We start from the raw sequence: 8,601 nt of genomic DNA on the forward strand, positions 1-8,601 counted from the left end.
CGCCAGCTGAGGCTTGGAGCGTAACCAACGCAGGTTTCTGCGATTTGGGTCAACTGTAGTGAGACAAGGGCACTCATTTTGTCTCACTACAGTTGACCCAACCGCCTAAATTCAGGCCCTGATGGTTCAAGTTAGATGAGACAGGACACCTATTTCCGACTGCCTGGGGATTGAAATCCGCGCCATTGGAGGGCTCCAAACCTTTTCGACGACGCGCCGGGCGTCGGTCCGGCGCGTCGAATGGTCGACGGATTCGGGATGCCGCGAAGGCCGATAATTCCGCGGCATTTAGGGGTTTCCTTGACATGGATTCGCATTTTATGCACTCTGAGAGCATTATTTGCAGACATATCGGAGACGTGATGGACCCCGAGCAGGGCCGGCTGATCAGGCTTCCGCTGCGCCAGGACGCGATGTCCGCGGATGCCGTTTTCGAGGACATGCTCACGGGCTGGAAACAGCAGCAGCTGGCTCGGAACTTTACGGTCGGCACGATCCGAGGACGGGAAAGTCTTGTCCGGCGTTTCGTGGATCATACGGGGCATTATCCGTGGGACTGGACCGTCGGGGACGCTGATGACTTCTTCGCACACGAGCGGTCGATCGTAAACCTGGCGTTTGCCACCATCCGGGCCTACCAGACGCATTTGAAGGTGTTCTGCGATTTCCTGACCGATCCTGTCTACGAATGGGACAGCATCTGCATCCAGGCATTCGGCCGCTCCCCTGCCCAGATCATCACCGAGTTCAACCGCGCCCGCCACGCCCAGAACAACGAGCAGGCACCAGCCAAGCGGCCGTTCACCAGGTCCGAGCTGCAGGGATTCTTCGACCTGGCGGATCTCGAGGTCGAACGGGTCCTGGCCTCGGGACGAAAGGGCGCGGTCGCCGCTTATCGTGATGCCACGCTGTTCAAGACCGCCTATGCCTGGGGCCTGCGGGCCAACGAGGTCACGCACCTGCAGACCGTGGACTTTTCCCGAAACCGCAGGGCTCCGCAGTTCGGTGAGTTTGGTGTCCTGCAGGTCAGATACGGCAAGGCACAGCGCGGCTCACCGCCCAAGAGACGCTCCGTACTGACGGTCTTTGACTGGTCCCCGGCCGTCGTGGACATCTGGATCAGGACCGGACTGCCGTGGCTGGCACCGGCGGTGCCAGAGGTCTTTCCCACGGCGAACGGGCTGCCGGTTCCCAAGTCCAACCTGCACCGCCGCTTCCGGGACTACATCGATGAGCTCGGTTATCCGCCCGGCCTGGACATCCACTCCCTGCGCCGGTCCTATGTCACCCATCTGTTTGAGCACTTCGGCTTCGACCACATCTTCGTCCAGCGGCAGGTCGGCCATGAACACGCATCGACGACATCCCTCTATACGGCCGTCTCCAGCGATTATCAGACGAGTGAGCTCAACCGTGTGCTGGAAGGCATGATTGACAGGGCCGTCCGGCCGAAGGAGGAAAGACAATGAAACGAGACATCGAGTACCGGTGGCGGGCCCGTGAGCTCATGGCCCGGCATGGCATGCGCAACACCCGCGAACTCGTGGCACCTCTGCGCGAGAGAGGCATCACCCTCTCCGAATCACAGATCTACCGCATGGTCAGCCAGAACCCCGAACGGATCTCCTTCCAGCTCCTTGCCGCCCTCTGTGACATCTTCGGAGTCGAGGCAAACGAGCTGTTCACCTTTACGGCCACCGACGCTAGGACCAAACGCCAGAAACAGGCCGCCGCGTCCGGGGAAAACGTGGTCAGGTTCGCTGACGCATACAAGCCTGTCAGGGCCCGGATCCTTGACGACGACTAAGCCCGGGACCCGCGGCCGGCCCCGGTCCCCCGGCGACCACCGGTGCGCCCGATGCGGACGCATGGCCGCCAAGATCCGGGTGACCTGGCCCGACGGACCAATCTGCGGGATCTGCTTCACCACCGCACTGCGCACGCGCGGAACCTGCCCCGGCTGCGGCAAAGACAGGCTGCTCCCCGGCAGGACCGCCGACGGCGCCGACATCTGCAGGGACTGCGCGGGCATAACCACTAACATGAGCTGCCAGAGCTGCGGCACCGAAACCGAACGATTCCGCGCCGGCCACTGCATCCGCTGCGTCCTCCGCTCCGACCTGGATGCCCTGCTCCACCCCCACACTCCCCCAGACTTGCGCCTCAAACGCCTCATCGGAGTGCTCGCCGACGCGGCGAGGCCCGAGAGCATCTACACTTGGATGCGCGGGGCCAACACCAAAGAACTCCTCACCGGTCTCGGCACCCGAAGCATCGCCCTCACTCACGAATCTTTTGACGCGCTGCCCGCCTCCCGCTCAGTGGAGTACCTTCGCGAGCTGCTCGTCCACCATGGCATGCTTCCGGCCCGCGACCGCCGACTCGCCGCCTTCGAAGCATGGCTGACGGCCCGCATCCAGGCCCTCTCCGAAACACCGCACATACAGGCGCCGATCGAACGGTTCGCCCGATGGCACCACCTCAATCGCCTCCGCCAAATGGCCAGTCCGGGAAAATCGCTGAACACCGCCGTCCGCTCCGCGAAACAGGAAATCACTGAAACCGGGAAGTTCCTCAGGTGGCTGCACGCGGAGCACGGACTTGCCATCCAGGGCCTGAGGCAGACGCACCTGAACCAATATCTGAGCGAAGGGCCCACGACCCGTTACGTGATCCGCACCTTCCTCGTCTGGCAGATCAAGAACAAGGAAATCGGCAGGCTTCAGATACCGCACCGCTACGCCGCCACCATGCCGCTCATCACCCAACAACAACGCCTCACCCTGATCCGGCATTGCATCGAATCGACGTCAGCGCCCCTGGGATTCCGGGTCGCGGGGCTGATCCTGCTGCTCTTTGGCCAGCCGGTCGGCAAGATCGCCGCTTTGAAATGCGCGGACCTTCAAGCCCTGCCCGAGGGTCTGCACCTGAGCCTGGGCAACACCCCCGTCCTGGTCCCCGCCCAGATCGCCCCCATGTTCTGGGACTACCTGCACGACCGGCCCAACCAGCAGACCGGCAACGCCGCGAGCCAGTGGCTCTTCCCTGGCACACTCCCGGGCCAGCACATCCACGCCGACGCGATGATGAGCCAACTCCGCGCCCTCGGGATCGATCCCGGCGGCGCACGGAACACCGCCCTGCGCAGCCTCATCGAGGAACTGCCACCAACCCTGGTCGCAAACGCACTCGGCTACAGCTACCAAGTCATCCACAAACACGCCGCCGATGCGGCGATCCCGATGGCCGGCTACGCGACGAAGCCCACTTCACCCAGATAAGACCCGTGCCTGAAGCGTTCGTCACGCAAGTGCGCTGGCCGGCCAGTTACTTCGTAAGCCGGCCAGGGTCCCAAGGACGTGCAGGAGGTTTGCGGAGAATTACCCAGAGCGGGAAAGCCATGATGCCCAACATCAAGGCTGTTCGCCAGGACGCGCCGTCGACGGAAAGCGTTCTAATCAGCACACCGGCGAACAGTATGAGTACCCACCAGGCCGTATATAAGGCCCCACGTTCCCTGCGTTTCCACCAGCCAAGACGTCCCTCGACGTCGGCCGGAGGCTTACGATCTGCGCTGGAGAACTGACCCACGAGGAGGCCGGTTATCGCCACCGCCACCACCGAGTACGAAAGGACACCGCTGGCCACGCCCACAGAAAGAATGATCAGCACAACCAGCAGGAACACTCTCAGCGCGACCCGGACACGTGGGCTCAGTCTGATTCGGCTGCCACCACTCCCACCCTCCACGACATCCCCCTAAATACCGTGCACGACAAAAAACCCGCACGCCTACCGCGCGCGGCCGACTTCTCACTCTGAAGGATACGCCCCTGGCAAATGCGGAAATGAAGCAGCCTGAGTGGTGGTGACCGCTCGGCCCATAGCGGGAACCTAATCCGTTGAAACGCCCAGCAAATAGGACTCAGACGGATAAGTGCCGTTCCCGCTTGTACTCTGCGTATCTCATCAGATGCAGCATCCAGGCCCTCCCCGTGGAGTTCCAAGCTTGGCGGTCGCTGTGTGTTTCTCCGCGGTTTCAACGCTTTTTCCAATTCAGCTCGATGCGCAGCAAAAGACGTTGATATCGCGACGTGCCACCACTAGCGTTGCGTGACGTGGACACGACCTTCAGCGCGGAATTGTTCGAATGGCGTGGTCCGGCGCCGTTCTACTGGTTGTCGCTGCCGGCGGACGTATGTGACTACGTCCGGGCCGAGGCGGCTGCGGTCACCTACGGGTGGGGCGCCATCCCGGTGCGCGTGCGAATCGGTGGCACCGAATGGGAGACCTCGCTGCTGCCGCACAACGGCGAGTACGTGCTGCCGGTGAAGAAAAACGTCCGCACGCAGGAGCGGTTCGGCGACGGTGACACGGTGACGGTCGCCATGAGCCTGGCCCCTCGCGGTGGTCGGGCCGCAAACGGCACCGGCCCGACCGTGTGAGGCACTGAGAGGCCTAGCCGCGTCCGAACGGCAACACCGTTCCTCGTCATGAATATACTTTCGCCCCTGCCGAGGCCCGGCCGGGGAGCGCTCGTCCTCGTGCGCGGGCTATCGCATCTGACGCAATATCGTCGATTCCAGCCCACTCCCCCAGGACCCCAAAGGCATGCCGCAGGCCACTTTGCGGCCAGGAAGTACCGGGACGATACTGGGGTCCGTGGACAAAATCGAAGCCGGCAGCGCCGACGCCCAGATCGATGCGGTCCTGCGGGCCGCCAACGTACTGCTACGTGTCGTGGCGCAGTCGGTGATCGAAGTCGAAGACGTGGTAACCAGCCCCCAACTGCGTGTGCTGGTTCTGATGGCGCAGCAAGGACCGCAGAATCCCGGCGCCGTAGCCAGCCACTTGGGGGTACATCCCTCCAACGCCACCCGCATGTGCGAACGGCTGGTCCATGCCGGGCTGATCGTCCGGCGCGATTCTTCCGGGGACAAGCGGTACCGTGCGCTGTCCCTGACACCTGGGGGCGAGTCTTTGGTCAACACCGTCCTGGAACACCGGCGGCAGGCCGTTGCAGCGGTGATAGGACGAATGCCGGAAGAGCTGCGCGGGCTTGCGGCGCTTGGCATGAGCGCATTTGCGGAGGCCGACGGCGGCGAAGGCACCGAGGACGGCCGGTTCGCCATCGAGCTCCGCACGTGACGGCCCCTGATTCCAGGGCCGCCGCCCAAGCTGCCGGCAATGATCGTTCCAACTCCCCCGCCGCTGCGCGACGGCACAGACGGGTGGCAGGTGCCGGCCTGTCGATTTCGTCCGCGGATCAACTGCTAAGCCAACTGTTATTTGCGCTAACGCAAGTTATTCTTGGAGTACAAAACCGGTCGGGACGGCAATTGATGCTGGGTGAAGGGAGCGCAGGTGGAATCGCTACCGTTGATGTTTTTGCTGCTGATTTTTGTTGGGGCCGCAGCCGCTATTTGGGTGGCCGGCGTTCAACTGTCGCGTCAGACCGATGTCCTTGACGTCAGGCTGCACCTCGGTTCCGCCCTGGGCGGACTGATACTGCTGGCCGTGGCGACGAATCTGCCGGAGGTCGCGATCACCGTGAGCGCTGCCTCGTCGGGGAACATCGGCGTGGCAGTGGGGAACATCCTCGGCGGAATCGCGATCCAGACGGTCGTGCTCGCCATCCTCGACCTCTTTGGCACGAAGGGTGGCGAGCCCTTGAGCTATCGGGCGGCATCCCTGACCCTTGTCATCGAGGCCATCACGGTCATTGGAGTGCTCGGTGTCGTGATTGCCGGCAGCCAGATGCCCGGCTCTCTTGTGGCGTTCCGGCTCACCCCCGCCGCAGTGCTGATCGCGGTGATCTGGGGGCTCGGTCTGATCCTGGTCCGGCGGTCACAGAAGTCCCTGCCGTGGCATGAACAGGGGCACGCCCCTGACAGCCAAAGCAAGCCCCGTGGGCACAGCAAACCCCAGGCGACGAAGGGCGGGAACACCCCAAGCACCGCCCGTTCCGTCACCGTCTTCCTGATCGCCGCCGCAGTCACGCTCGCTGCAGGCGTGGCACTCGAGCGAAGCGGGGAAGCGATCGCCGGGCACATCGGTCTTTCCGGTGTACTTTTCGGTGCCACGTTCCTGGCATTGGCGACTTCGCTGCCGGAAATTTCCACGGGACTGGCATCGGTAAAGCACGGCGACTACAAGCTCGCATTCAGTGACATCTTCGGAGGCAACGCCTTCTTGCCCGTCCTCTTCCTCGTCGCCGTCCTGATCTCCGGGAAACCCGTACTGCCCCAAGCCCAGTCAACTGACATCTACCTCACGGCCCTGGCCATCCTGCTCACCCTGACCTACATGCTCGGGCTGATCCTCCGCCCCCGGCGGAAAGTCCTGGGCATGGGAACGGACTCCCTCACCGTCCTTGTCCTATACCTGCTCGGCATCTGCGGTCTCTTCGCCGTCGCCTCCACGGGATAATCCGTGCTTCACTCCGACTGGCAAATAAGAGGAAAAACTGAAGACGGTGTCTGCACGCTTACAGCCGCCATCCCGGCATCTGAACAATTCCTACGACTATCACGGTAGCTTACGACCCAACGCGCCACTCCCGCTGCATTGGGCTTTCGTGAGAGCGCTCCCCGGGACAATTCCGGGACGGCGCGGGCACTGGTGGGGAAGCGGCATCGGCCTCTAGTGTGAAAACCACTACGGATGTCGGTGGAAATCCGAGTGTTGCTGTCCGATCGGGGCAGCGTTGTTCGTAGTAGGGGTGAGTGGCTGCCCACGAGGGGCGCCCCAAACCACAGGAGATGATTTGAGATGCAGTTTCTGGTTTCCGTGCTTCACGACAAGCTCGACCTCGCCCCCTCGGACGAGATGGCTGCCATTGACGTGTTCAACGATCGGCTTCAGGCCGAGGGCCACTGGGTCTTCGCCGGCGGCCTCGGGTTTCCCGACACGGCCACCGTCATTGACAACCGGGGCAAGGATGCGGTGTTCACCGACGGGCCCTTCGTGGAGTCGAAGGAGTACCTGGCCGGCTTCTGGATCATCGAGGCCCCCGATCTCGACGTGGCGCTCAAGCTCGCCGCCGAGGGCTCGAAGGCCTGCAACCGGAGGGTCGAAGTGCGGCCGTTCCTGTGAGCGTCGTCGACGTCAGCGAGGCAATCATCCAGGCCCACCGCCGGGACTGGGCGCGCGTTGTCGCCTCCCTGACCAGGCGATTCGGCGACCTCGACATCGCAGAGGAGGCGGCGGCAGAGGCGTTCGCGGCTGCCCTCGGGCGGTGGCCGTCCGACGGCATACCCCCCAAGCCCGGCGCCTGGCTGACCACCACGGCCAACCGCAAGGCCATCGACCGAATCCGGCGCGAGAACAAGCGCGACGGCAAACACAAGGAGGCTCAGCTGGTGTTCGGCGACGACCCGCCCGAGCCTCCCGGCGCCATCGACGACGATCGGCTCCGGTTGATTTTCACGTGCTGTCACCCGGCGCTCGCGATGGACGCCCGCGTCGCGCTGACGCTGCGCATGGTCGGCGGGCTGACCATGCCCGAGATCGCGCGGGCCTTCCTCGTGCAGGAGGGCACGATGGGGCGTCGGATCACCCGCGCGAAGGCCAGGATCAAGGCGGCTCGCATCCCTTATCGGGTGCCGTCCGCGGAGGATCTCCAGGGACGCGTCACGGGCGTACTCGCCGTGCTCTACCTGGTCTTCAATGAGGGCTATCTGGCGACCGGCTCCGGCACCGACCCCGTTCGCGCCGACCTGACCGCCGAGGCGATCCGGCTCGCTCGCCTGGTCCGCGCCCTCTTGCCGGAGAACGGCGAGGTGGCCGGGCTGCTGGCCCTGATGCTCCTCACCGAGGCCCGCCGCCCCGCCCGCATATCGGCAGGCGGCGAGCTCGTCACCCTCGACGAGCAGGACCGTGGGGCATGGGACTCGGCGCTGGTCGCCGAAGGCCATCGCCTGGTGCGCGGGCGTCTGGCCACCGGAATGGCTCCGGGTCCCTACCAGGTCCTCGCCGCGATCAACGCCGTGCACACCTCTGCCCGCGACATACGCGACACCGACTGGTCACAGGTCGTCGCCCTCTACGACCAGCTGGTCAATCTCGACCCGTCGCCGATCATTGCGCTCAACCGGGCCATCGCGGTCGCCGAGCTTGACGGGCCGGACGTGGCACTGGCGACTGTCGATCGGCTTGAAGACGACTTGGCCGGATATCACGCCTACCACGCCACCCGCGCCGACCTGTTGCGGCGGCTGGGCCGAAGCCAGGAGTCGCGCACGGCCTACGACAACGCCATCGAACTTGCGGGCAACTCCGCCGAGGCCGCATACCTGACTCGCCGCCGCGACCAGCTGGGGTCTTGATCCGGGATCGCAAAGATCCCGGAAGTACTCCGGTGTGCCACCGCCTGCGCGCCTTCGCCACCCGCAGGTCGGCGGACTTCCAGGCCGGCCTCCCGCCCGCCGGCGGAGGCCGCGCGCCGCCTAGTTGTACTCAGCCGGCAGGTTGGTTACATCTGCTGATGGGTGGTCGTCCTCCGAGGGCGCTGTGGTTGCGGCGGTGGTTGTAGAAGTCTAGCCAGCCGGTGAGGGTCTGGGTGCGGTGGTCGCTGGAGTCGTAGGCGTTCTTGTAGGCCCA

The 8,601-nt window shown here is 64.3% G+C and carries 9 protein-coding genes; 8 read left to right on the top strand and 1 reads right to left on the bottom strand.

Annotated elements, in window-relative coordinates:
- Positions 1-362 precede the first annotated feature (362 nt).
- From AC1DCZ_RS18865 to AC1DCZ_RS18900, 8 genes are all read left to right on the top strand, one after another.
- On the top strand, positions 363-1,469 hold the full coding sequence (locus tag AC1DCZ_RS18865) for a tyrosine-type recombinase/integrase (protein WP_476975939.1): 1,107 nt from the start codon (positions 363-365) through the stop codon (positions 1,467-1,469).
- On the top strand, positions 1,466-1,807 hold the full coding sequence (locus AC1DCZ_RS18870; RefSeq protein ID WP_461841819.1) for a helix-turn-helix domain-containing protein: 342 nt from the start codon (positions 1,466-1,468) through the stop codon (positions 1,805-1,807). Before AC1DCZ_RS18865 ends, AC1DCZ_RS18870 begins: the two co-directional genes overlap by 4 nt.
- Before the next feature lie 61 nt (positions 1,808-1,868).
- Complete coding sequence (locus AC1DCZ_RS18875) at positions 1,869-3,281, top strand: site-specific recombinase (protein WP_476975940.1); 1,413 nt, start codon at positions 1,869-1,871, stop codon at positions 3,279-3,281.
- An 837-nt stretch (positions 3,282-4,118) separates the two neighbouring features.
- Positions 4,119-4,445 carry a DUF1905 domain-containing protein gene (locus AC1DCZ_RS18880; protein ID WP_476895518.1) on the top strand — a complete coding sequence of 109 codons (327 nt, stop codon included), beginning with the start codon at positions 4,119-4,121 and terminating at the stop codon, positions 4,443-4,445.
- 217 nt (positions 4,446-4,662) lie between these two features.
- Positions 4,663-5,148, top strand: coding sequence for a MarR family winged helix-turn-helix transcriptional regulator (locus AC1DCZ_RS18885; RefSeq protein WP_476975941.1), 486 nt, complete (start codon positions 4,663-4,665; stop codon positions 5,146-5,148).
- 216 nt (positions 5,149-5,364) lie between these two features.
- A complete protein-coding gene (locus AC1DCZ_RS18890) occupies positions 5,365-6,429 on the top strand; it encodes a sodium:calcium antiporter (protein ID WP_476975942.1) in 1,065 nt (354 codons plus the stop codon).
- Positions 6,430-6,771: 342 nt separating this feature from the next.
- Positions 6,772-7,095 (top strand): YciI family protein, encoded by a 324-nt coding sequence (locus AC1DCZ_RS18895; protein WP_476975943.1) that lies wholly within the window; start codon positions 6,772-6,774, stop codon positions 7,093-7,095.
- Positions 7,092-8,327, top strand: a complete 1,236-nt coding sequence (locus tag AC1DCZ_RS18900) for an RNA polymerase sigma factor (protein WP_476975944.1) — start codon at positions 7,092-7,094, stop codon at positions 8,325-8,327. Before AC1DCZ_RS18895 ends, AC1DCZ_RS18900 begins: the two co-directional genes overlap by 4 nt.
- 130 nt (positions 8,328-8,457) lie before the next feature.
- On the opposite strand, the gene AC1DCZ_RS18905 is transcribed toward AC1DCZ_RS18900, so the two are convergent.
- Positions 8,458-8,601, bottom strand: a 144-nt coding sequence (locus AC1DCZ_RS18905; protein ID WP_476975333.1) for an integrase core domain-containing protein, incomplete at its 5' end; no start/stop codon positions are given.

The sequence above is a fragment of the Arthrobacter sp. 10N418 genome, assembly GCF_056394725.1.

What these genes read in the sequence shown, in the direction of transcription:
- AC1DCZ_RS18865 (WP_476975939.1), top strand. Translation starts at nt 363, where the DNA reads ATGGACCCCGAGCAGGGCCGGCTGATCAGGCTTCCGCTGCGCCAGGAC.
- AC1DCZ_RS18870 (WP_461841819.1), top strand. Translation starts at nt 1,466, where the DNA reads ATGAAACGAGACATCGAGTACCGGTGGCGGGCCCGTGAGCTCATGGCC.
- AC1DCZ_RS18875 (WP_476975940.1), top strand. Translation starts at nt 1,869, where the DNA reads ATGGCCGCCAAGATCCGGGTGACCTGGCCCGACGGACCAATCTGCGGG.
- AC1DCZ_RS18895 (WP_476975943.1), top strand. Translation starts at nt 6,772, where the DNA reads ATGCAGTTTCTGGTTTCCGTGCTTCACGACAAGCTCGACCTCGCCCCC.